This is a genomic window from Rhizobium sp. 42MFCr.1 (assembly GCF_000377185.1).
In the GTDB taxonomy this organism is placed as follows: domain Bacteria; phylum Pseudomonadota; class Alphaproteobacteria; order Rhizobiales; family Rhizobiaceae; genus Rhizobium; species Rhizobium altiplani.
In genome coordinates, this window is the sequence record NZ_KB897863.1 from 1 (window position 1) to 20892 (window position 20892).

23 protein-coding genes and 1 pseudogene are annotated in these 20892 nt (G+C 56.1%); 14 read left to right on the top strand and 10 right to left on the bottom strand.

Translation table 11 applies throughout. The annotated features are described in order from the left end of the window. The first annotated feature begins 132 nt into the window (after positions 1-132). Entirely contained in the window at positions 133-420 is a 288-nt protein-coding gene (locus tag C934_RS0127555; protein WP_018859770.1) for a hypothetical protein, read from the top strand. Positions 421-1343: 923 nt separating this feature from the next. Here the strand turns inward: C934_RS0127555 and C934_RS0127560 are convergent. Continuing rightward, positions 1344-1577, bottom strand: coding sequence for a hypothetical protein (locus tag C934_RS0127560; protein ID WP_018859771.1), 234 nt, complete (start codon positions 1575-1577; stop codon positions 1344-1346). A gap of 398 nt (positions 1578-1975) precedes the next feature. Between C934_RS0127560 and C934_RS35335 the strand changes: the two genes are divergently transcribed. Both C934_RS35335 and C934_RS0127575 read left to right on the top strand, forming a co-directional pair. After that, positions 1976-2119, top strand: coding sequence for a hypothetical protein (locus C934_RS35335; RefSeq protein WP_198011840.1), 144 nt, complete (start codon positions 1976-1978; stop codon positions 2117-2119). 204 nt (positions 2120-2323) lie between these two features. After that, complete coding sequence (locus tag C934_RS0127575) at positions 2324-3364, top strand: fatty acid desaturase (protein ID WP_018859774.1); 1041 nt, start codon at positions 2324-2326, stop codon at positions 3362-3364. A 439-nt stretch (positions 3365-3803) separates the two neighbouring features. Here C934_RS0127575 and C934_RS34215 read toward each other — a convergent pair whose 3' ends face one another. The 5 genes from C934_RS34215 to C934_RS0127595 all read right to left on the bottom strand — a co-directional run bounded on the left by C934_RS34215 (position 3804) and on the right by C934_RS0127595 (position 5348). Then, the gene (locus tag C934_RS34215) at positions 3804-4097 is read right to left on the bottom strand and encodes a YkgJ family cysteine cluster protein (RefSeq protein WP_083929924.1); all 294 of its coding nucleotides are present in this window, start codon (positions 4095-4097) and stop codon (positions 3804-3806) included. 35 nt (positions 4098-4132) lie between these two features. Continuing rightward, positions 4133-4417: a hypothetical protein gene (locus C934_RS35955; protein WP_245268025.1), complete on the bottom strand. Its 285-nt coding sequence runs from the start codon at positions 4415-4417 to the stop codon at positions 4133-4135. A gap of 220 nt (positions 4418-4637) precedes the next feature. Continuing rightward, positions 4638-4829, bottom strand: a complete 192-nt coding sequence (locus tag C934_RS0127590) for a hypothetical protein (RefSeq protein WP_018859776.1) — start codon at positions 4827-4829, stop codon at positions 4638-4640. A 39-nt stretch (positions 4830-4868) separates the two neighbouring features. Continuing rightward, positions 4869-5039, bottom strand: coding sequence for a hypothetical protein (locus tag C934_RS35340; RefSeq protein WP_198011841.1), 171 nt, complete (start codon positions 5037-5039; stop codon positions 4869-4871). A gap of 99 nt (positions 5040-5138) precedes the next feature. Next, positions 5139-5348 carry a cold-shock protein gene (locus C934_RS0127595; protein ID WP_018116770.1) on the bottom strand — a complete coding sequence of 70 codons (210 nt, stop codon included), beginning with the start codon at positions 5346-5348 and terminating at the stop codon, positions 5139-5141. A 404-nt stretch (positions 5349-5752) separates the two neighbouring features. Here C934_RS0127595 and C934_RS34855 point away from each other — a divergent pair, with 404 nt between their 5' ends. Further along, positions 5753-6055: a hypothetical protein gene (locus tag C934_RS34855; RefSeq protein ID WP_156828812.1), complete on the top strand. Its 303-nt coding sequence runs from the start codon at positions 5753-5755 to the stop codon at positions 6053-6055. Positions 6056-6195: 140 nt separating this feature from the next. On the opposite strand, the gene C934_RS0127610 is transcribed toward C934_RS34855, so the two are convergent. Then, positions 6196-6519 (bottom strand): hypothetical protein, encoded by a 324-nt coding sequence (locus tag C934_RS0127610; protein WP_018859778.1) that lies wholly within the window; start codon positions 6517-6519, stop codon positions 6196-6198. Between the two features lie 214 nt (positions 6520-6733). Between C934_RS0127610 and C934_RS0127615 the strand changes: the two genes are divergently transcribed. The 6 genes and pseudogenes from C934_RS0127615 to C934_RS35960 all read left to right on the top strand — a co-directional run bounded on the left by C934_RS0127615 (position 6734) and on the right by C934_RS35960 (position 10617). Then, positions 6734-7165, top strand: a complete 432-nt coding sequence (locus C934_RS0127615) for a hypothetical protein (protein ID WP_018116768.1) — start codon at positions 6734-6736, stop codon at positions 7163-7165. Between the two features lie 3 nt (positions 7166-7168). Next, the gene (locus C934_RS0127620) at positions 7169-8395 is read left to right on the top strand and encodes an HlyD family secretion protein (protein ID WP_018859779.1); all 1227 of its coding nucleotides are present in this window, start codon (positions 7169-7171) and stop codon (positions 8393-8395) included. Positions 8396-8764: 369 nt separating this feature from the next. Then, on the top strand, positions 8765-9199 hold the full coding sequence (locus tag C934_RS0127625) for a pyridoxamine 5'-phosphate oxidase family protein (RefSeq protein WP_018859780.1): 435 nt from the start codon (positions 8765-8767) through the stop codon (positions 9197-9199). A gap of 750 nt (positions 9200-9949) precedes the next feature. Then, positions 9950-10129: a hypothetical protein gene (locus tag C934_RS0127630; protein ID WP_018859781.1), complete on the top strand. Its 180-nt coding sequence runs from the start codon at positions 9950-9952 to the stop codon at positions 10127-10129. After that, the gene (locus C934_RS0127635; protein WP_018859782.1) at positions 10129-10365 is read left to right on the top strand and encodes a hypothetical protein; all 237 of its coding nucleotides are present in this window, start codon (positions 10129-10131) and stop codon (positions 10363-10365) included. The genes C934_RS0127630 and C934_RS0127635 overlap by 1 nt, the downstream gene beginning before the upstream one ends. A 33-nt stretch (positions 10366-10398) precedes the next feature. Further along, positions 10399-10617: pseudogene (locus C934_RS35960) on the top strand (hypothetical protein). Between the two features lie 204 nt (positions 10618-10821). On the opposite strand, the gene C934_RS0127640 reads toward C934_RS35960, so the two are convergent. The 3 genes from C934_RS0127640 to C934_RS0127655 all read right to left on the bottom strand — a co-directional run bounded on the left by C934_RS0127640 (position 10822) and on the right by C934_RS0127655 (position 17138). Further along, positions 10822-11988, bottom strand: a complete 1167-nt coding sequence (locus C934_RS0127640) for an amidohydrolase (protein WP_018859783.1) — start codon at positions 11986-11988, stop codon at positions 10822-10824. A 708-nt stretch (positions 11989-12696) separates the two neighbouring features. Then, positions 12697-15294: an EAL domain-containing protein gene (locus C934_RS0127650; RefSeq protein ID WP_018859785.1), complete on the bottom strand. Its 2598-nt coding sequence runs from the start codon at positions 15292-15294 to the stop codon at positions 12697-12699. 623 nt (positions 15295-15917) lie between these two features. After that, positions 15918-17138, bottom strand: a complete 1221-nt coding sequence (locus C934_RS0127655) for a porin (protein WP_245268027.1) — start codon at positions 17136-17138, stop codon at positions 15918-15920. Positions 17139-17552: 414 nt separating this feature from the next. Between C934_RS0127655 and C934_RS0127665 the strand changes: the two genes are divergently transcribed. The 4 genes from C934_RS0127665 (at position 17553) to C934_RS0127680 (ending at position 20697) form a co-directional block, all read left to right on the top strand. Beyond that, positions 17553-18266: a hypothetical protein gene (locus C934_RS0127665; protein WP_156828813.1), complete on the top strand. Its 714-nt coding sequence runs from the start codon at positions 17553-17555 to the stop codon at positions 18264-18266. 133 nt (positions 18267-18399) lie between these two features. Beyond that, the gene (locus C934_RS0127670; RefSeq protein WP_026372132.1) at positions 18400-19077 is read left to right on the top strand and encodes a L,D-transpeptidase; all 678 of its coding nucleotides are present in this window, start codon (positions 18400-18402) and stop codon (positions 19075-19077) included. Continuing rightward, the gene (locus C934_RS0127675; protein ID WP_037090543.1) at positions 19074-19628 is read left to right on the top strand and encodes an OmpA family protein; all 555 of its coding nucleotides are present in this window, start codon (positions 19074-19076) and stop codon (positions 19626-19628) included. The genes C934_RS0127670 and C934_RS0127675 overlap by 4 nt, the downstream gene beginning before the upstream one ends. Before the next feature lie 73 nt (positions 19629-19701). Continuing rightward, on the top strand, positions 19702-20697 hold the full coding sequence (locus tag C934_RS0127680) for a transglutaminase family protein (RefSeq protein ID WP_018859791.1): 996 nt from the start codon (positions 19702-19704) through the stop codon (positions 20695-20697). The last annotated feature ends 195 nt before the right edge of the window (positions 20698-20892 follow it).

The following is a 20892-nucleotide window of genomic DNA, read 5'->3' on the forward strand; positions in this document are numbered from 1 at the left end:
ACCAAAAAAGGCCTCGCTAATTCACCGGGTTAGAACGGGCACGGAAACAGAACATACCGTAATTTACTTCCGTGGCGGTCCGCGGTTGCTACACTGTTATTGGGTAGAGGATCGCCATTGGGGAACGATCGGATGGAGACAGACGGCAGCAGCAGGACCGCGCAATGTGGATTGCGTCGATTGATGCTCAAGCTGCCTGCGCAACGCCATCTGCTCCAGAAACTGCCCGCGTCCAGCTCTTGGCCGTTCTTTTGCAATCTTCTTGAAGACTACGACGAGGCTTGTATCGCCTTAGACAACTTCCGGCGTGATGGTGCTGACCGCTTTTATATCGAGGAGTACGAGACGATGGTCGCTGAATTGGAAGCTGATATCGTCCGAGACCTCGAGCGGGTTATCCCTTGGCCTAACCACTACTGAACACGGACTTTGTCGGCTGGGGTCACAGAAAAAGGCCTCCCAACAATTCCAAAGGTGTGGCCTCTAAAGGGCCGCAACGCTGCTTTAGCCTTGAATCTGATGATTACTTTGGGGGCATGGCATCGCGCAGTGTTGATAAGGTTAAAATACGCCCCGCATATCCATCTCGTGCGTAATTCCCGAATATCTGGGAATGAGAAAGCTTCAAACCAAAAGGCTCCTTGCGACGCCGAGGCATAACAGTTCCGTTGTCGCCGTACGCCAAGCTAATTGACTCGCACAAACGGTTTTCATGAGGAATTGCATGCTAGTCGTATCCATATTTGAAGGTGGCAGTGAGCGTAACTTTGCTTGTACCGGACTAACTTTCGAAGATGAATTTGTGTTCATAGTTTCTTACGGAGTAACCTATCGATTTCGGACTGTCGAAATTATGGAAATTGTCCCGGTCTATAACGCTGACGCGCGTCAGAGCGTCGGGTTTTCGCCATGCAACCCATGACGGCCAAGAGTATATTATGGGGAGCAACCATGGATCGAAGACTGCTGGCGGTTGTTGTACGTCTGTCTACCTCTCACCGCCTGTGTGAAAAAAGGTTCGGATGCAGAAGCGACAATGAACGCCTCGCGGTTCACCTCAAAAGGGGTGATTTTTGGACTTAACAGTCGCCCGTTGATCAACGGCAACTAGCTCAGCAAATCGCTCGCTACAGTACTCTGATCGCATGGGCTGACCAGCTCGGTTTGAAGATAGCGTGCCATTTCTGCAATCACCTCTTGCCGAAGAAGAGGCCACTGACAAGAAGCTCATGCAGCTTGCTCAAAGTCGGCAAGCAGCACGCAAAGGCCGTTCTCGGGCGGCCTTTGCGTTTGAATGGAATGGCTGGTTCCAACGCTATTTGGTCGGGCTTGAACCGACGACGTTAGTGAATCGATGCGGAAGTCGGCGCGTTCACCTTCGTCGAACAGATCCCAACGTATGTTCCGATGAGGGAGGCCGCGATGGCGTCAACCGTCAGGTATCCGTCGTGATAAAGGTCGATCGCCGCGTTGCACAGGACCTGGGATGCATGATTTTCAGGTGACTCTGCATAGAAACGGTACCAAGCCTGGACTGCTTCCGACATCAATCGGAAGCCAGTATCGTGCTTTGCCATGAACATCTCCTTGCGCAGAAAGTAAGCTTCTGCACAACGGTGTCAACTTCGCCGGCTGTCCGCCTTCGCCCACGAATTATGTCACATTCCGTTACTGTTATTGGACCGCAACTAATTTCTGTGAGTTTTATCTCCCGATAATATTTCTGGCCGCTTCTATCAACCAATGGCAATCAGTGCTATTCAGGCCGCATCAAGCGCTGCGCCCGCAGAAAGATCCCATGACATACCGCCGCTTCGCGACCGCGTCGTTCTCCGACGCGCCGAAGATTGATAACCCGATACGAGGCCGGGATTTCCGATGCCGCATCGGAAAAATCTCAGGAAGGCGGTGATGCCACCAATCACGCCTCATGACAAAAACGGAAAGCCCGATTTCAATTGAGAGGATCGAACCAATGGCCAAAGGACAAATGCGAAGCAACCGCGAGACGCGGAAGCCTAAACAGGAAATGGCGCCGGTGAGGGTTGAGACGACCTTCGCCAATCAGAAAAAGGACGCCACGGAAAGCAGCCTGCAGGGCGGCAAGCACAAGAGATGAAGCCAAAAGGAAACGCGCCAAGCGGCCGCGCACCATTTATCAAGCGAGCGTCCCTACGACAACATTCCGAACCTCAGGAGATCCAGCAGCGATGAACTCTTTTCATCCAATCTATCGCTTCGACTACCCGCTTTTCCTCATTAAATCCGCCGTTGTGATAGCACTTGCATTCTCATCATTCATTGCCATTGGTGGAACTATTCTTTGACCGAGCCCCTCCACCGCGATCGAAGCCCACCCCTGTCCGATGAAAAGGCTTGGCTCAAAATCCTCGCCATGTATCGCCAGCCGCATCTCAGACGCAGCGTTTTCGAACTTGCAGTAACGGCCATTCCATTTGCGTTCTGCTGGGCTGGTGCCTTGGCGGCGGTTCACTACGGCTACTGGGCCGGGCTAGTTCTGATTGTTCCCGCAGCCGCCTTTCTGCTTCGCTTGTTTATGATCCAGCACGATTGCGGCCACGGCTCCTTCTTTGCCCGTCGCCGTATTGACGACTGGACGGGCCGCGTGATCGGCGTCCTGACGCTTACGCCCTATGATTACTGGCGCCGGGCGCATGCCGAGCATCATGCCTTGGCGGGAAATCTCGAGGGGCGCGGCGTTGGCGATATAACAACGCTAACGGTATTGGAGTATGACCGGCGTTCCTGGATCGGTCGGCTCAGCTATCGCCTGTATAGGCATCCGGCAATCATGTTTGGCATCGGCCCCGCATGGCTGTTCCTGTTCAAGCAGCGGCTACCCTTCGGCATGATGCGATCCGGTTCCTTGCCTTGGATATCCACCATGGCGACAAATCTGGCGATCGCGCTCAGCTCCGCGATATTGATATGGGCAATCGGAATCCTGCCCTTCCTGCTGGTGCATCTGCCCGTCGCCATGCTGGCCGCAACCGCGGGCATCTGGCTCTTCTACGTGCAACATCAGTTTGAAGAAACCCATTGGTCGAGAGAACCGGAATGGCAATTTCCACATGCGGCCCTTCATGGTGCATCGCACTACGACCTGCCGTTGGCTCTTCGCTGGATCACCGGCAACATCGGTATCCATCACGTTCACCACCTGTCGAGCAGGGTCCCCTATTACAGGCTTCCGGAGGTGTTGAGAGACCACCCGGCATTGGCCGGTATTGGCCGCATCACCATGATGCAGAGCCTGCGCTGTGTAAAACTGGTTTTGTGGGATGAGCACAGGCGACGCCTGATCTCATTTCGAGACGCCGCGCAGCTGCGTCAGCCACAGTAGTCTCGTTCGTCAAACAGCAATCTGGCGTTCGGAGCAGTTCAGCCGTCAGATTGTGGCACCGAAGGCTGACCCCTCGTTATATGAGCGTAAGCCTTTGATCTCCAGATAGCAAATTGAAATGCGGCGGGGTCAGGATCGGGGCCGAAGTGACCCCTCCTATGGCCGACGAACGTTCGGCGAGGTTGTCACCTTTAAGCTGGAGCATGGTCGCGCAGAGGATGAAGACACAAGATGGGTTCAAAAGGAGGATGTCGCCGAATGGCGAAGCACCCGTTCCACCCGATAGCAGGGGCTATGTGCCTCCGGCCCCGTCGCGTGACCTCCGCTGCCCCTCGATACATCTAAAAAATGTAATGTACCGCGCCCTTGGTACGCACCCGTCGCCCATTGCCCGGTGCGCGTCTAAGGCTAATCGCGAAAAGAACCTTAGGCCTGCCAGCTAGAAACCAAATTTAGCCCGCGCGGTCTGACAAGCATCATCACCAGGAACACAAGCTCGGCAAACATCCGGCCGAACTTCATAGACAAGGCATGCCGTGCTTATGCCTACTTCACCCGCCAGCGCGGAACATCGCGAGCCTTCGCAGCGCATCCCGCCTTGATCAGCTGCCACATAGTAGCCGGGGACCAAATCCAGATCGTCATCGGCTTCCGTGGTGAACCTGGGCCACTCGGATGAGTATGAGCAGCACGCTCCGCAGCTTTGGCAATCGACTTCGTCGATAAACGTCACGCTCGCCCTCGTCGCGCGAGGGAGATTTCCATGCTTCACTTGTGCTTCAGAAGCCAAAGCTTGCCCGCCATGGTAATACCGTGAGGCGAATGCGCCGCACCATCGGATCGATCGAGAGTGCGAAGGAGGTCAAGTTCCGTAAGCCGCTCCACCGTCGCCGTTGTGACCGACTTCACCTTGATTGGACGCTCTTTGAACCGGTCTGACCTTGCGTAGGTGATGGTAGCGTCAAGATGTGTCCAGGACTTGCCATCTTGGGAATGCAAATCGCCATCCTTCGCAAGCTTCAAGGCTCTAACGTGAGACGGCGTCAACTCCACCGAAATGGCTAGGGAATTCGCGCTGACTTTCTCTTTCGTACTCAGAAACGGTCTCCTTCAATTTCCTTGGCTCCCAGATTTTTGTAATTTCGCCCTTAGCTTTCGCGTGCCTACACCGCAGCATGGAACCGGACATGAATCCGGCTCCTCTGTGCTTCCATCTCATCTCCATGCCAGTACATCCGTGGTCAGGGAGGCGAAAGGTTAGGCTGCCGGCGTTCTAAGGCTTCCTTTTTCTGGACGGCTCTACGACAGGCTGCGCCAGTCTGAGCGCCCGGAGCTTTTGCGTTTTCTTGTCGCGTTCCGCCACTTCGGCTTCGAGAATATTGCGAACCGTCGCATTCATCTGCGTCGCTTTCGCGTCGGCAGAAAGTTTGGCAGGGTTGAAAAACGCTTCTTTCGTGATGGTCATGATCTACCTCCCATTAAAGCTACCTTCTCCAGCAAGCGATCAAGCTTTGCGGGAATTTTTACGGCTACCGTCGGATTTGCCTTTGGCAGATGATGTCTTCGCATCGTACGATTGGCCGAAATTCGTTCCGCCAAGGTGACCGCCGCCACTGGTGTTCTTCACCTGACGGAGGGCCCGCTGGATTTGCTGGTCGGCATTTGTCTTTTTCATTCGATCACTATCTCTGAAAACGAGGAAAGGAAGGGAGTTCCGACTTTTGAAATGTTCGGTCGATGCCAGTACATCCCTGGCAAACGACCGATGGTTTCTTTAGGCGGCTTGGAGGTTTTCAGCGGCGCTCTTGCCCGAACGGGTATCCTCGACGACGTCGAAGCTGAGCTTCTGGCCTTCAGACAGGAAACTCATCCCTGAGCGCTCGACGGCGGAAATGTGAACGAAGATGTCCTTGCTGCCGTCCGTAGGCTGGATAAAGCCGAAGCCTTTAGTGGTGTTGAAAAACTTAACGATACCTGTGTTCATGACGATTATCCTTTTCAATCGCACGAATAGTTGCTGCCCGACGAGAGCCGTCGGCAGTCAATGATCGATGTCTGTAAGAAAAGGTTCGCCAGCTGCGTCACATAACGCAAAGCAAAGCTCAAAAAGCAAAAGTCGATGCCCTATATATAATGAGCAATACGTCGTATTCAAGACGAGAGACCCCGCCCCCAAATTTCTCTGTGATGTTCGAAAGCCTTCGGCGGCTGCAAAGGAAAGCATAGACGTGCTTTTTGATGCCACCCTGCGACGAGATCACTGAATTTCCTTGAAGGAGCGCAATCCAGCTCCTGCCAGAGCCTATGCGGCGCAATTCGGCCAAGACGTAATTCGGGTGCCCTTGTCCCTCGCCTGGTTGGGGGCAGGCCAAATCCGGCGTCGAGAGTGTGACGGGCGATACCGGGGGTTTGCTTTTTCGCCCTGGCTATCGGCGCTCATTCCAGGTGCGCCGCACGGTATTCATCCGCCAGCCAGCCCTAGGCCGTCGCCTCGATTTCGAGGGAAGTACAGTTGACGGTCGGACGCGTTTCGCTCGGTTATCGTCTACGACGCTGGCCCCTGGGGATCTGGCGCAGCATACTTTGACCCGCCGCCAGCATCTCGACAAGGAAGGTTGCGAGCGCCGCGATGAGCGAGAGAACGGCACCCGCAAACAACAAATCATCATCAAAAGTCTCGCTGAAAATTGACAGCGCTCTTTCGGGTATCAACGGAATTTTTGCAACAGCGCCCTAATTTTGCTCACGACCGGCTTTTCTGCCGAACCGCGCGCATCCGCGTGGAGGAAGACGGCGCTCAGTCGGCCGATCATCGAAAAGTTATTATCAGTCTAGAGCAAAATGAAAACCAGGACGGTGACACCGGTAAACATCCCAAACCCGAGCCCGATCTTGTTGGCCTTGGCTTGTGCCCTACGCTGCATGATTCGGCGTTGCGCTGTCTTGATCTGCCCATTCACCAATTGCTCCGCCTCGTCATAGCGCCGCCTCTGCTCCTTAGCCAGTTCCTCGCGGACTTCCGGCGTGTCCTCGGGTATCAATTTGATACGGGCGGTGTAGCCCAGGGCTTTGCGACATTCGACGTCGGCAAGAGCCTCTCTCATGGTGTCGAAGACGCCTTCGATCACGTAATCGACCATCGTAAAGTATTTCATGGCTCCGTCCCCGCTCCCGCTACATCTTAGACCTCCGCTGGCTTCTGAGCCACTATGGCGCTTGGAGTGGTCTGCGAACGCGAGGACCGACCAGCCAGAAAGTTCCGGGAACCACCGCCGGTCGTAATCGAAAAATTCCCTGTTCAGCTCGCTGGAATTTGCTATGTCTCTACAGGTACGACAGGAACAACGATCCTTCGATGGGACTTCCGACATGGACCAAGAAATCCATCCTGCCGCGATTGAGCACCTGCCAGTCTTCATCACCGCACCTGGGCAGACCGACTATCTTTTCGTGGCGGTCGCTATCTTTCTCCTGGTCATGGTCCTCGTTATTGGCAATCTCTATTTTCAGCTCCATGCGCTTCCAGAGCGAATGGCGCATAAGACCAGCAAGATCCAGCTGGAAATCGTGGCGGTGCTGGGTTTGATCTCGTTGTTCACGCACAACCATCTTTTCTGGATTGCCGGTCTCTTGCTGGCTTTCATCGAATTTCCGGACTTCTCGACACCGCTCTACTCTATTGCCCGGTCGCTCGGGAAACTTTCCGGCCGTGACGTCCAGTCGACAGGAGACCCAGCGCTGGTTCGAGAAGAACCGATCGTGTCAGAATCGAAGGTGGACTCCCACGGAGAGGGCATCTGAGCCATGTTCGAACTGATCCTGTGTTCCCTGCTGACGATCGTTCCAGACTATCTCTACCGACGCTACGGCCAAGGAAAGCGGATCGGCCGCGAAATCACGCTCTATAGCGTGTGGTACGAGCTGCGCTGGGGCATTTCTGCTTGTCTCCTGCTGACGATTTCGCTGATCACTATGATCTTCTACTTCCATCCATCGACGTCGAATGTCACCGCGATATTCCGCACCGTAACAATTCTGCCGGAAACAGGCGGGCGCGTGGAAGAGGTTTATGTCGGGATCAACCAGAAGGTCCAGGCTGGGGATCCGCTGTTCAGACTCAACAGTGACGCCCAGCAGGCCGCGCTCGATGCGTCCAGGCGCAAGATCGCCGAAGTCGACGCCGCAATGAAAGTGGCTCAGAGCGAGCTTGCAAGCGCCGACGGCGAGATCAAGCAAGCCCAGGGAGACTACCAAACGGCCGTCGACGAATACGAGATGAAGGCGCAGCTCTTGAAGAACGACGCCGTTGCCAGGCGCGAGGTTGAGAGGCTTGAAACCAACATCGATAGTCGAAAGGGTGCGCTCGATTCAGACATCGCCAAAAAGCAGACCTTGCAAACGCAGATCGAAGAACTTCTGCCGGCTCAAAAGGCGAGTGCTCAGGCGGCCGAAAAACAGGCGCAGGTCGATCTCGACAAGACCGTCGTCAGGGCCGGCGTCACCGGGACGGTGCAGCAATTCACGCTGCGTCGCGGCGACGTGGTCAACCCCCTGCTGCGTCCCGCCGGTATCCTGGTCCCAGAAAGTGCGGGCAAAAACGTCCTGATCGCCGGCTTCGGACAGATCGAGGCGCAGGTGTTGAAGACGGGAATGATCGCCGAGGCGACTTGCATCGGCCGGCCGTTCACCATCATTCCGATGGTTGTAACCGAGGTTCAGGACGTCATCGCCGCAGGTCAATATCGGCCGACGGACCAACTGCTCGACGTCCGGCAGGTATCGCAGCCTGGGACTCTGACCGTCTTCATGGAGCCACTTTTTACCGGCGGCCTCAACGGCGTTCCCCCGGGAAGCAGCTGCATCGCCAACGCCTACACGAATAACCACGACGCGCTTGCCGACAAGAATATCGGCACCTTGCGCTGGATCTTCCTGCATGTCGTGGACACTGTCGGGCTCGTCCACGCGATGATCTTACGGCTGCAAGCGCTGTTGCTGCCGGTACAGACCCTTGTTTTGCAGGGCCATTAAGCTCATCGATCCCGGATGCCGGAGCGGCAGAAAATCGGCGGTGCTGCTGACCGCCGCGCCGCCCGACGAAGAAGCGAGGAATCCGTTCGACTTGTAGCTCGGGATGGCTCTGGCGGCCTTGGATAGCTTTAAAGAGAACCGGCAGGAGCGCAGTCGAATTATCAAGCGCAGGAACAAGCCGTTGAACGATGCGCCGACAAGGCGGCTCCGGTAGAGCGCACAATCATACCGTGTGGCCGCGGCAGGAGCGGGCGAGCGAAGGCTCTCGGCACTCCTTTTCTCAGTGGTGGCGAACCTTTCTTTACAACGACCGTTTCCATCTCACGGACAAGGATCCGCCCATCCGCAGCTCTGTATGGGAGTTTTGAAATGGCAGGCAAGTCACTCGCAGATTTATCCGAAAAGATGCGCAAGATAGATTTTTGCATGATGTCGACGAAGACATCGAGCGGAGCAATCGCAAATCGCCCCATGAGCAACAACGGAGACACCGAGTATGATGGCGATAGCTATTTCTTTTCTTATGACAACACCTCAAAAATCAATGACATCGGTCGCGATCCTTGCGTGACGCTCGCCTTTTGCGAAGCGCCGAGCATGCTCGGCAGGCCCGGCATGTTCATCTCGATTGAGGGCAAAGCGTCACTTGTCCGCGATCGCAGCATGTTCGATGACCACTGGGTGAAGGATCTGGAACGCTGGTTTCCGCAAGGCGTTGAGACCCCGGGACTTCTTCTGATCAAGGTCCAAGCGGACCGGCTGAAATATTGGGATGGCGAAGACAACGGTGTCATCGAGGCGTGACTGAGACTTAGTTCCGAAAGAGGCTCCGCTCTTCGTTGTTCCTATCTTGAGCAACGGGCTAGAGCATCCACCCTCTCTTAGCATAGGGAGGAAGAGTAGACGGCTGAACTGACCTGTTCGACCTTTCCGCTCTTCAGTGACATCGACGTCAGTGCCTAATTCCACCTGTTCGAAACTTCCGGGCATGTTTCCACCGGGGACTTAATGCTTTTGAGCAAATGGACCGCTTCTGCGGGTAAGCGTATATTAGGATTGTCGAAACCTTAGGGAAAAGACAAAGGTAAAGGCCTAACTCCAATCATGCGGATCCCCGCCGCAGAGGAGTTCTCTTCAGAAATGCAAGGGGAGGTTCTCGCCCTCTCGTGAACCTCCCTCCTACTTCCACAACATGCAGACCGAGGTTGTGAAACGATTGATATCCTGCTCATATGGGCATCTGGACGCGCTTGAAACTTTCGACCATAGCACTAATTCTCGAGATGCAGCGTTCTGCTGTCAGGTCCACACCGTCTGTAGGTCCATGCAAAAAAAGCCCGACGACCCGTCCGTCGGGTTTTGCTTTTTCAATTTTCTCACAGAGGGCGCGTAAGCGAAATTTGCAACCTTGAACCACTTCGATCTCGCTACTTTACCACCATCCCGCGGCGCCCACTTTACTCGGCATCGGCCAAGTGGGCCTGGCATTGTTGCAATGGTCTCGGCGCGCAGTTCAGTCGAAAAAAGGCTAGCACAGGCGCCGTGGAGAAAATCATGAGGAACGCCGCGACAACTCCTTCGGCTGGTTTGGCCGTCCTCGCCTATTCCGGATCTCGCGGAGCGGGGGTGGGGCTTACGCAGTCTGCTGACGCATTGATCGACGCGGCCGCCGAAGATACGTGCAAGCGTAAGGAACTTCTGACGAACGACGTTCCTCCCGGCGCGGGTGGCTAATGGACCGTGTCGATTTCTCCGTCGTGAATCCTGTCCTTAAGACGATCTGTCGCGAGAATGGAATTGCCAGGGACAGGAAAGCAGTACTTCAGATCGCCACACTGCTGTTGGCACTTTGGAAGCAAGGCGAGCACGAAGGAGCCGCGCTGGAACGCGTTGCGCGGGAAAAACTGGCAGAGGCTTCGATCATCCTCCCCGATACAGATACGGAACAATCAAGCCTGGATCAGGTTTAGCCATCACCGGTCCCCTAGATCGCGGAGGCGGTGATGTGGGTAATCTTGATTGGCGCAGCTCTTGTCGTCGCCGGAACACTCGTCCCTTTTCCGGTCAACGCTCGATAGACGGCTGTAACCGCAGCGCATGGTGGCCGCACGCTCGAACCCCGAGGCCAGGGTCTGAGGTTCCTTGGTATCTCCAGAAACTGGCCAGCATTGGCACTGATTGCGATTGGCGCGTTCATTCTGGAATTTGCTGGATACTTGTGACGGCCTGACGGCGTCATGCGGCGGCAGCATGCTCCGGAAGCTGTACTTGACGCTTCTTCGCAAAAGTTTACATTCAACCCATCATGTCTCTGACGGCTGACCACGGATGTACTGGCAGTTGTTGTTGAGACAGATTACGAGAGGTCGGCGCCGAGGGAGGTGCCGGCCTTTTTTGTTTGCACGCCTGACACGGCACTATTGACGCTAAAGGCGCCCGAGCTCCTGATTTGCCAGCGACAACCAGTATTTGACGCCGTATATGATTGCTCTATCGTCGAAATTGTATGCAGGGTGGTGAAGGTAGGCACTGTCTCCATTCCCGACGAGAATGATGGCGCCCGGGCGTTGTTCAAGCATGTAGGCGAAGTCTTCAGCCCCCATCGATGGCGCATAGGCCGTCTCGACACGACCCGCCCCCACGACGTTGGCGGCAGCCGACACGGCCACGCGGGTCTTCTCCTCGTCGTTGACGGTAACCGGATATCCTGGAATCCAGGTGACCTCCGCCTCCGTTTCGAAGAGCTTGGCTGCCACCCCCACGATATCGCGGAAGCGTTGCTCGACTGCCTTGCGCGTTTCAGGCTGCATTGTTCGAATTGTACCGCCTATCTTAACCGATGCAGGAATCACGTTAAGAGCCTGGTCGTTGCCTCCGTTCATGAAGGTGACCGACACGACAACCGGATCGAAGGGATCGGTATACCGGGACGGAATCGACTGCAGCGCGGTGATCATATGCGCACTTACCAATACCGGGTCCCGGGTGAGGTTCGGGGATGCCGCATGTCCACCCTTGCCGTTGATCGTCACCAGGAACCGGTCGGCGCCCGCCATGAAAGGACCGCTGCGTATGGCGAATGAACCAACATCGACGCCTGGTTCATTATGCATGCCGTAGACTTCTTCGATCCCGAAGCGCTCCAGGAGACCTTCCTCAATCATGACGCGGGCCCCGCCACCGCCTTCCTCGGCGGGCTGGAAGATCAACACGATCGCACCTGGAAAATCGCGGTTTGCGGCCAGGCACTTCGCCGCAGCAAGCAGCATTGCAGTGTGGCCATCATGACCGCAGGCATGCATGCGGTTCGGCATTTTTGATGCGTAAGGCAGATTCGTTTGCTCGAACATGGGAAGAGCATCCATGTCGCAGCGAAAGCCAAGCGTTTTGCCCGGACCTCTTGAGCCGTTGATGACGGCCACGACACCCGACTTCGCGATCCCCGTGACAACCTCATCGCAACCGAACTTGTGTAGTTTCTCTGCAACGAAGGCCGCCGTCTCGGGCAGATCGAAAAGCAATTCGGGGTTTTGATGTATATGTCGGCGCCAAGTCCTTGCCTCTTCAGCGACAGCTTCGATGTCCAGTTTCACGTTCGGCTTCCTTCGTGATTTCCCCGGCGTTCTGTCACAAGAAACGCTCGCATTTCAAGCGAGAAGCCGCGGCTCTGCATTGCTTAGACTGGCAAGGGCACGCCATTGCATCGAGAGGGGGTGCCTCCTCCACGCCCATGCGACTGAAACCTCGACGCCGGGCGCACTGATCGGAACGTCTCGGGGAACCCCACAAATTGACCGCTAACTAGCCGCCTTCCAATTGATCACGGTGACATCGGAATCTGTCGAAAGACAGGGATGGGCGGGCTGGAGTTGTTTGACCAGTATATTGACGTTGGAAAAACCACTTTGGCTAAGCTCGTCCGAATTCAGTGCCGAGATCGATTTTCTCTGGACGGAAACGACGTGCACCCGGGTCGTTGGCCAACATCCACTAGCGGATCTGATCTCCAGGGGCCCCGGCTTAACCGTGCAGTATCCAACGCGAACCGCAATCGTCTTGGTGCCGTTTTCAACGGACGCCATGTGATTGTCCGCGACAATCATGTTTTGCATCGTGCCTCCGATTATCTCTACCTCGGACCAAAGCCAGGGAACGCAGGCCTGGCGGGAGATGCAAAATAAGCAAACAGGAATGTGAGGCAAACGCAAAAGCCGAATAGCTGCTATGCGCGCCTCCAGATTGACTATTGGAACCTGCCGGGAAAATCCTGCCGTCTGTCTTTTGTGGCCGATAACACTCCGTCAGGCAGCGACGTCGCCCCAGGCTCTGGCGCCATCCCATCGCTCGATGAACGTGGACAGTTCGGGCGCTGTCACGGGTTTGCTGAAATAATAACCTTGGACCTGGTCGCAACCCTCTTGCCTCAGGAATTCCGCTTGCTCCGGTGTCTCGACGCCTTCGGCTGTCGTAACCATGTTCAAGCTCTGCCCCAGGCCGATCACGGATTTCACAATGGCCCCGGACTTGTCCTTGCTGTCCATGTCGCCGATGAAGGATTTGTCTATCTTGATCTTGTCGAACGGAAACGAATTCAGATAGCCCAGTGACGAATAACCGGTTCCAAAATCGTCCATGGCGATCTTCACGCCAAGGTTCTTCAGACCGTTCAGGATCTCGAGCGCAGCCGACGCATCATTGATCAGCACGCTTTCTGTGATTTCAAGTTCGAGCCGTTCAGGCGCCAAACCGGTCCGCACTAGAACCTGGCGGACGGTTTCAACCAACTCCCTGTTTCGGAACTGGACCGGGGAGAGATTGACCGCAACTCGAAGGTTTTGCCAATCGAGCACCTGGCGGCAGGCCGTCTCGAGAACCCACTCGCCGATCGAAATGATGAGGCCAGTCTCTTCGGCCAATGGTATGAAATCGGCAGGCGATACCAAGCCGCGTGCTGGATGACGCCACCTTACGAGCGCTTCCACGGCAGCGACTTGACGCTTCCCGAGATCGATAAGGGGCTGATAGTGGACTTCCAGCTCGTCCTTTAGAACCGCCTGTCTGAGGTCGTATTCCAATGCCTTGCGCTGCTGGAGTTCGGCGTCCATTTGCGCTTCGAATATCCGGTAGGTTGCACGCCCGCTCTGCTTGGCTCTGTAAAGAGCAATGTCGGCATTCTTCAACAGGCGCTCGGGATCGGTCTCTGTGGCGTCTGCAATGGCGATGCCGATGCTGACACCAACGTGCAGATCCTGTCCTTCGATCGTAAAGGGTGCGCGCACCACGTCGATCAGCTTTCGGCTAAGCTCCTCTGCTTCAAGAGGTTGAGCAACGCCCATTTGAATGATTGCAAACTCGTCGCCACCGAGACGGGTGACCGTATCGTGCTTGCGCACGCATCCGAGCAGACGGTTCGACAACTGCTGGAGAAGCTGGTCCCCTGCCCCATGTCCGAGCGTATCATTCACTTCCTTGAAGTGATCGAGGTCGAGACAGATGATTGCCACGCGTGCAGTCTGTTCGGCGGTCGCGGCCAGTGCGATGTTAAGCCGTTCGCGAAAGAGCGCTCGGTTGGGTAGACCCGTGAGTGCGTCATGATGGGCAAGATGGCTGGCTCGCTCCTGTGCTTCCACCTCCTCGGTGATATCAGTCGCCGTTCCTCTAAAACCCAGGAACTCCCCTGACGAAGCAACGATCGGGCGCCCCGCCAGCCGGCAAATGCGCCCATTGCCGTTGGCGTCCCGATAGGAGCAACGCAGATCCCGGAAGGCGCGCTGATCGCTGCTACCTGCCATCAGTTGCCTCCAGCCATCTCCATCCGAGTCGCTCGAGAAGAATTGTTCGAACGTCTTGCCGAGAATGGCTTGTGGCGAAAGTCCCGTCACGTCGCTGAAGCGCGTCGAAAAGTAGACCAGTCGGAGATCCTCATCACTTTCCCATATCCAGTCAGAGGAGGCTTCAGCAACGTCCTTGAACCTGATTTCACTCTCTTTGAGCGTCTGTGCATAGGCTTCGACAGTTTTCGCCGAGGCCTCCAGAGCCGAGGTCGAACGGCGAGCATTTCTGACCACCAGAATGGCAAATGCCGCGAGCACGACAAGGGCGATGCCGAGTGGTGGCAAGATGAAGCGAAGGAGCTGCTCGCCAGGTTTCGGCGGAGACCAGGAGATCGTTCCGAGGAAAACGCGATCCTGAGTCAGGAGTGGGATCGAGGCCTCGGCATCGTCCACTCGATCAAGCGAGATTTTCAAATCGGACAGCAGGTAGTCGCGCCCCATCCGATCGAGAAACTTCTGGTCCAGTCGTTCGGCGAAAACCAACATGGTGAGGTCTCTTGGCTTTACGCTCGAACGGTCAATGGATGGCGGAAGTATTCCATTTGCCGCCACCACATAGATATCGCTCCCCGACTTGATCAAGCTTGTCGTTGGGTCGGCCTGAATGGAGGCGACATTCAGAAGATCCCGAAGTCCACGTGGCATCACTTTCAGCGCGTCGACGTCCTTCGGCTCTCCATCGATCAGCCCATAGATCGTGCGGTTGCCTGGAGCGACAGCAAATACCAGTTCGTAGCCGAGGTCCTTGTAAATGTTCGGGCCGATATTCCCGTCCGTCGCGGCCCAGGCAATGTTGCCGCTCCTGCTGACGTTTTCGTAGACATCCTGACGAATCGTATAGTTGCGCAGATCCCGTCCGACCTCTCGGGCCTTTACTTGGAGTGCGGTTGTCGCAAGTCTCGTGGACGCTTCGACTTCCAGCCTGTTTTGTTGGCGTGCCGACAAGACAAGGACGACGGTTACGACCAAGATTGCGACAACCATGACTGCTGCCATGGGATAGACGATCCGTCGAATGAAATCTCGACCGGAAAAATTAGCCACATCATTGCCCAGACCGTGCATGCCATCCTCGCTCAGGTTGAGCGACACGCTACGGCACAAGTACAAATGACGGGTTAAAAATAGTTATGCTTTTTCAGTACCGCAGTTGCCCGCTGTATGTCTGAACGTTGCTAAATGCAGAAGGGAGTGCCCGCGTATCCGAACACTTGAAACCAAGTACAGCATTCAAACTACAGCGAACTTAGTTGCAAAGTCACGCGGGGACCGGCCCACTGGAGCTTGTGGGACAAGACCGGGCCGATAGGGGATAGTTGGGTTGCGACAATAGTAACGTCCGCGTTGAACCAACTTATTCGCACGGGCGACCTTGTAACCAGCGATGATCGCCGGCAAAGTTCGGCTGTCACGTTCCGGGTCAGCCCTCGGATCTGACGCGTTTTTGCTGACGTGGAATCCGTAAGTCGCGCCTATCGATCGCGGCAACCGGACATCGAGCGCAACTCGTCTGTGCATGTTGCGCTTGATGACGTTCAGGCACCGGATCCTTGCTTAACATCATAGCGTTTCGAACAGCGTCAATGAGCTTTTCGAGACCGCTGGATCCAACCGCGCAATTCTTAGCCGCTACAAGCCAGGCCCTCGTTGAAGGGTCTGCGCGCTCGAACGGCGAGCGTGCGATATCGCTAAAATTTCAGTCTGGCGCCTGCGAGCACAGCATAACTGTCTTGGACACTTGAGACTTCGTCGTCGTACGAATAAGTACGTGCACCGACAAAAAGTTCGGTCTGCCAATAATCGAGATTCTGTACGACTTGCACACCGTAGGAATCGCTATCCGTTCCCTTGCCCTTGATGTCCCGACCAAAATAGGCGTCGACGGAGAAGGCTGTCTTGCCGACTTCAAATATATCCGTCTGGTAACCAACCTTGGCATAGCCGTAGTGTCCATCGATGGACTCCTTGTCCGAGTAGCCGGCTGCAAGGGTAAGGCTCAGGCCCGTTGGCTGATGTAGCAGTGAAACCGAGGCGTCGTAGATCGAATTGCCATCGCCCGGCCTCGAAAACGCCAATGCGCCGCTGATTTTGACGTCCTCGATCGTTTGGTCGTAGCGCAACGCAATGTCCCACACGGCGACGTCACTCGGCTCAGGTACGACTTGCGTCCCAAAGGACGACGACACGCTGAATCCGCCGTAGGATGGGGTGTCGTAGCGGAATCGCAATTTTCGACCGAGACCATCGTAGTTTGTGAAGGCGTCTTTGACGCGTATTGAAGAGAGCGTTCCATCATCAAACCTGAGGAACGGTCCGCCGGCCATGTCCGAGATAAGCGAATAGCCGACGACCGAGGTGCCGGACAAATCGACTTCGGCGCTGCCATCGGACGCCATGCTACCCTGGCCGAACCAGAACTTCCCGTATTCCTTCGACTCCATATAGACTTCTGCTTTTCGCAGAAGCTGTGCCTCCCAATCGTAGTCGCCCTTGTTGAGCTGATTGACGTTCGTTGTCGAATAGGGCGTCCATTCCCATTCGAGATTTCCGCCCACCGACCAGTTGTTCTCCATCTTGGAGTAAAAGCGAAAGCCGGCGCGTGTCGAAGAGTTGCCGTTGTCGACGGGGAAGTAGTTGTCAGTCGAACCGCCGTCGTCGTAAACCAGCAAGCCTTTGTTGATCTGGCCGTAAAATTCCAGGTAGGCGGTGTCATCCCCGAGCCGCAGTTTCGGAATCCAACGCTCATCCGCCTTGCTCGTCTCAGAGGGTTTCTGAGCCGGTTTCGCGACCTCCTGCCCTACCGCGATCCCGGCCGGCAGACACAATGCGAGGAGAGAGTAGATTGGCGCATGCACGGCACTATATTTAACTCGTCGCATCACGTGTCCCCCGGGGCGTTCCGTCAGCATGGGATAAGTGTCAACGTTGCACGCGAGGGACGCCAAATGCCAATCTACTGATTCGTCTTCCACATCGCAATCACGCCGTAGCTGTCGGGCTCGCCTTTCCCATTTCGATCCACCTGAGCGAAGAACGCAGGAAGATACAAGCCATTTCCGGTATGATACCGTAAACTACGATGCCTCTATCAGTTGTGGTTCCGCGCTATGCGAATCCTGTGACCGGCGCGACGGCGGGAAGGATATCCCGCCAGCGATTTCTGTTCGTCTGTCGGGATTAGCGCGCGGGACTTGGTCGCGGTTCAAATATGCTGACAGCGAGCAACGCCCTCTGTATTGCCTGCGCCCGGCTCCTTCCGGTCCGGGGCGCCGCGTGGTAGAAAAGGTTGATCTTTTTCTGAGCCGATCGCGATGGAGACCACCGTGAAGCGAGCAGTAGCGGTGTTTACTGCGGTTGCCATTGCAACTATTGGCACTCAATCGAGCATCGGCAAGGCAGCGGAGGGTCGATCAGTTTCCCTGGGCTGGCAGACGTCCTGCGGCGTAGATGCCGGCGCTATCAAGCATGTCAAGGACACCTACGTCTTTCACAACAGCTCGAACCATTGCAGTGGCGGGATATTCCACCAGCGGGCGGAGTTGAACTCCACAAACATCTCGGTGACCAGCAGGATCACTTATGTATTTGAGTCGAAGGTGTCGATGAAGACGTCGAGGGACAACGACTTCATCCTTTTCCAGGTCCATGACGGACGGATCGGCTGCTCGCCGCCGATGAGCCTGCGTTGGACCGGCGGCAACACGCTTCGGTTCGACAGTGACTACACCCGCGGAAAGGGGATGGGCGGCTGCTTCGAGAATTGGGGACTGCGCAACGCGATCTACGACGGGCAGACGCTGAAACGTGACGGAACGACGTACGACCTCGCGGTGACGGTGGCCTTCGACGGCAAGGGTAGCTTCGACGTCACCGTGCGGATGGACGGTGCTGTAGTCTTGTCCGGACAATACGAACCGTCGAGCGACCCGCAATTCCTGACGTCGAAGCGGTTCTTCATGAAGCACGGCGTCTATTCTCAGGATCGTTTCGAATACGAGATGAGATCGACCGGCATGCGGGTGCTTCGGCAAGGATAGGTCCGGCATGCGACTGGGACAGGGCGGCAGCGCCGCTCCACCGAGGATGCAGAGCAATGCATTTTTATTCTTGTCGGCCACGAAAAATCTGTTTTACATGAGCGCCTCGCTGCTTGGCTTTCGGGGGATGCCGATGAGGTGGACGCGCAGGGATATTCTGCTTGGCGGTTTGGCTTCGGTCGGAACCTTGGCGGCGGTTGAGAAGCCGACTTTAGCTGCGGCCGCTTCATATTTTTCCGGAACCAGTATCGACAACGGTGTGACGTTCCGAAGCACGAACTTTGTCAAGATCGACAGGAAGTGGCACCGCCAGGTTGTCAAATATTTCAGCAGCGAGCCGATTGGTACGGTTGTTGTCGATACGACGCATCATTTTCTCTACCTGATCATGGAGAACAAGACGGCCATTCGTTATGGCGTCGGTGTCGGCCGCGAGGGCTTCAAATGGTATGGCCGCGCGACGATCGACCAGAAGGCGCTTTGGCCGCGCTGGACCCCGCCGCCGGAGATGCGTCAACGCCACCCCGAGCTGCCCGAGTCGGTAGATGGAGGTTCACCGAAGAACCCACTTGGGCCGCGCGCGATGTATTTGCTTCGCGACGGCGTCGATACCGGCTATCGTTTCCACGGTACTCTGGAGCCAGGCAGTATCGGCAAGGATGCCTCCAGCGGCTGCATTCGCATGTTCAACGAGGATGCAATCGATCTTTATCAGCGGTGCCCCATCGGCACCGCGGTACAAGTCCTGCCCCACATTGCCGATCAAGCTCAAAATGCCGCGCAGACGAACCAAGCGGTTCCGGTCGAATGAGGAATATCACCCTGATGTCTGTTTTAATCGGATGTTCTAGGCCTCTCGTTGCTGCTACCATGCTCTTGGCGCTTGTCGCCTGCAGCACCACCGATATCGCCGAGGTGGAGGAGCCTGCCGTGGCGCCGATGACCGGACAGACCAACGACCCGGCGCCCGGCTTCGAGAATGTCGCGGCCGGAAGCGAACAGGACTTCATTCTGAATGTCGGCCGACGGACCTACTTTACGCAGGACTCGGCCACGCTTGATAACGTCGCCAAGGCAACGTTGGATAAGCAGGCAACCTGGCTCAACAGCAACCCGCAATGGCTGGTCAAGCTGCAGGGATTTGCCGACGATTCCGGATCTGGTTCAGCAATGACGACACTTTCACAGCGACGCGCCGATGCAGTGATGGCCTATCTGGTTTCGAAGGGCGTGGACGCCAGCCGCGTATGGGCCAAGGGCTACGGCAACGATCGCGAAGTCCGCGACTGCACGAGCCGCTCGTGCAAGGTGCAAAACCGGCGCGTTGTATCCAATCTTCGTACTCAGCGCGACTCGGTCTGACCGTAGTATCGCGCCCAGCTCGCATTGGCCGCGGCACGCGTGAAGGCCGTTGACACGCCGCTATGGGCTGGTCATGGATAAATGGCTGAACCTATGCAACTTCACCATCGCCCGTTTCGGCAAGGGATCCTATTTAACTGCGGCAGAGCTGGTAGACATGGCGATTCTTGGTAAGATCACACATGTTACGACCTACAGGTATGCCAAGCCTGTTACCTTCGGCACGCACCGAGCAATATTTTTGCCGCGACGTGGCGCCTGGGCGCGTCTGCTCGGTTGGTCGGCGAGAACGAGCGTTCCCTCAAAGATTCATTGGATCAGCGATCCCCGTTCCAACACTGTGACCGTGATGGAGTTCAGCGAGGCCGGAGCCGAACTGACGTTTACGTTTGAGGTTCAAGGTGTCTTTTTCGGAGTAAAGGGAGTAGAGGCCTTCCCTTTGGAACCGCGCGCCGACGAAATCCCGGTGCAATATACCCCCGACGAATGGACCGATCTCGCTGGCTATTTGCGTCCGCATACTGAAGATCCTGATGGAAGCGTAGCCGCCTGGACCAAGCGCTTCGTCGCGCGCGACCAGGACCAAACCATCGATGTGTTGCGTCGGATGCTGAACACTTTCCAGGATGACTTTACCTACTGTGCGAGAGAAACAGAAGGAACCCAGTCACCTGGCGAAACCGTTCGCACCAAATCAGGATCATGCCGTGACTATGCCTGGTTGATGATAGAGGCATTGCGCCGGCTCGGGATCGCCTCCCGCTTTGTATCAGGTTACTTGTACGACGCGGCGTTGGACGGCGGCGCGGTCGGAACAACGGGCGTCGGCGCTACACATGCCTGGCTGCAGGTATTTCTCCCCGGTGCAGGATGGCTAGATTACGACCCGACGAACCAGATCACCGCGGGTTTCAATCTGATCCCGGTGGCAGTCGCCCGACATCCAGCTCAGGCAATACCATTGGAAGGCTCATGGTTTGGAGAAGCCAAAGACTATCTGGGCATGACAGTCGACGTCGCCGTCAATAAGATTGGTGAGATCCCGGATTCGTCGGAAGTCAGGGACTAGTTCGATCCATGCGCATTGTCCCGCTGTAATTCGGGGTAGCCTGCGACGGCAACCGCAATCTATGCGTCGCTCGACGGAAAAGCGGTCAGCTTGGCAATACACGTTCCTTGGATCTGCGCCATGGCGCAGCAGAAGACCGCACAGGTGCGATTGTCTAACTTCGCAGAAGAATACCCTGTTCGGCCCTAATCAAAC